The following is a 542-nucleotide window of genomic DNA, read 5'->3' on the forward strand; positions in this document are numbered from 1 at the left end:
TGTAATGACGCGTTTTGTCGCGTTGCAGAATACACGCACGAGGAGTTAGTCGGTCAGAATCATAATATCGTCCGTCATAGTGACATGCCTAAAGCCGCTTTTGGTGATATGTGGGCACGCCTTAAAGAAGGCAAAGCGTGGCGAGGTATGGTTAAAAACAGCACCAAATCTGGCGGTTATTACTGGGTAGATGCCTACGTAACGCCTATCTATGAAAAAAACCAAGTTGTCGGTTATCAATCTGTGCGCGTTAAGCCCAAGCGTGAATGGGTGGATATTGCTGCAAAAGCTTACAAGGGGATGCTAGCCGCCGAGAAAGCGGGTAGAACCTGGTCGTTAAAAATTAACGAAACGGTTCGCTATGCGATTCTACTGGGTGCATTAACTGCACCTGCCGCAGCGTACGCACTATCTGTTGAAGGTCCGCTTGCTTGGCTTGCAAGTGCATTACCAGCGAGCGTTTTAGCGTTATTGTTCCGCCAAGAGTTGATTGACACGCCGCAACAGCTCAAAAAGCTGCAAAAACAGTATGACAGCGTGAG

At 48.2% G+C, this 542-nt stretch carries 1 protein-coding gene; it reads left to right on the top strand.

Going from position 1 to position 542, the window contains the following annotated elements:
* Positions 1-542 (top strand): PAS domain-containing protein (locus R8N49_RS29800; RefSeq protein WP_318190788.1); only part of this gene is annotated, 542 nt, incomplete at both ends.

The organism is Vibrio sp. 1978 (genome assembly GCF_033344345.1).